Genomic DNA, 1,417 nt, shown 5'->3' on the forward strand with positions numbered 1-1,417 from the left:
GGTCCGGTGCGGGCAGCGGCCGGGAGGGGGCGGTGTGGGGACTGTGCAAGGGCAGCGGCAGCAAGCCGTACCAGACGGTGGTGGACCTGTCGGACCCCGCCGGGCCCGCGTACAAGTGCAGTTGTCCGAGCCGTAAGTTCCCGTGCAAACACGCGCTGGGGCTGCTGCTGCTCTGGGCCGGGGACGAGGGCGCCGTACCCGAGTCGGAGGCGGCGCCGGACTGGGCCGAGCAGTGGCTGGCTGGCCGGCGCGGGCGGGTGGAGGTCAAGCAGGCAAGGCCCGCGGCGGGTTCGGCGGCCGATCCCGAGGCCGCACGGAAGCGCGCGGAGCGCCGGGACCAGCGGGTCACCGCGGGCGCGACCGAGCTGGAGCGCCGCCTCGCCGACCTGCTCCGCGACGGCCTTGCCTCGGCCGAGCGGGCGGGATACGGGCTGTGGGAGGAGACGGCGGCCCGCATGGTCGACGCCCAGGCACCGGGACTCGCCGCGCGTGTCCGGGAGTTGGGGGCCATACCGGCGTCCGGTACGGGCTGGCCCGCCCGGCTTCTGGAGGAGTGCGCCCTGCTCCATCTGCTCGACCAGGGCTGGCTGCACCGCGACCGGCTCCCAAACGCCCTCGCGGCCACCGTCCGCACCCGCCTCGGCCTGCCCACCTCGGCGGACAGGCCACCGGTGCGCGACCACTGGCAGGTGCTGGCGCAGTACGACACGGCCGACGCCAAGCTGACGACCCGGCGCATCTGGCTGCACGGCGCGGACTCGGGCCGCACCCGCCTGCTCCTCTCCTTCGGCGCGGCGGGCCGGACACCCGAACTCTCGCTGCCGGTCGGCCTGTCCCTGGACGCGGACCTGTCCGACCACCCCGGCGCGGGCCAGATCCGTGCCACCCTGGGCGAACGGCACGCCCCGGCGGCGCCCGCCGCCTCCCGCCCGCCCGGCACCACGACCGCCCGGGCCCTCACCTCCTACGGCGAGGCCCTCCGCGAGGACCCCTGGCTGGACTCCGTCCCGGTCACCCTGGACGCGGTCATACCCGTGCCGGAGGACACCTCCGGCTCCTGGCACCTGGCCGACGCCGAGTCGGACACCGCCCTGCCGCTCACCCCGTCGTTCCTGGCCCGTCCGGGCCTGTGGCGGCTGGTCGCGCTGGCCGGAGGCGCTCCGCTCACGGTCTTCGGCGAGTGCGGCCACCGAGGCTTCACACCCCTGTCTGCGTGGCCGGAAGGGACGGCCGCGCCGGTGAGCCTGTGCTGAACACCTTGCCCACGTCCACGACCCGCCCGGAAGGGAACCCCATGACCACGGCGCCCACCTGGGACGACCTGCTCACCACCGCCCTCCTGGGCACCGACCGCCGCGCCCTCCCGGTCGACCCCGCCGGCCGCGAGGCCCCGGCCGCCCTGCTGGACGCCGCCGCC

General features: G+C 76.4%; 1 protein-coding gene. It reads left to right on the forward strand.

Annotated elements, in window-relative coordinates; all coding sequences use genetic code 11:
• Positions 1-1,253: SWIM zinc finger family protein (locus CCN33_RS30660; RefSeq protein WP_244174000.1), on the forward strand; the 1,253-nt coding region annotated here is incomplete at its 5' end.
• Positions 1,254-1,417: the final 164 nt, after the last annotated feature.

The organism is Streptomyces recifensis (assembly GCF_002154615.1).
Taxonomy (GTDB): domain Bacteria; phylum Actinomycetota; class Actinomycetes; order Streptomycetales; family Streptomycetaceae; genus Streptomyces; species Streptomyces griseoluteus.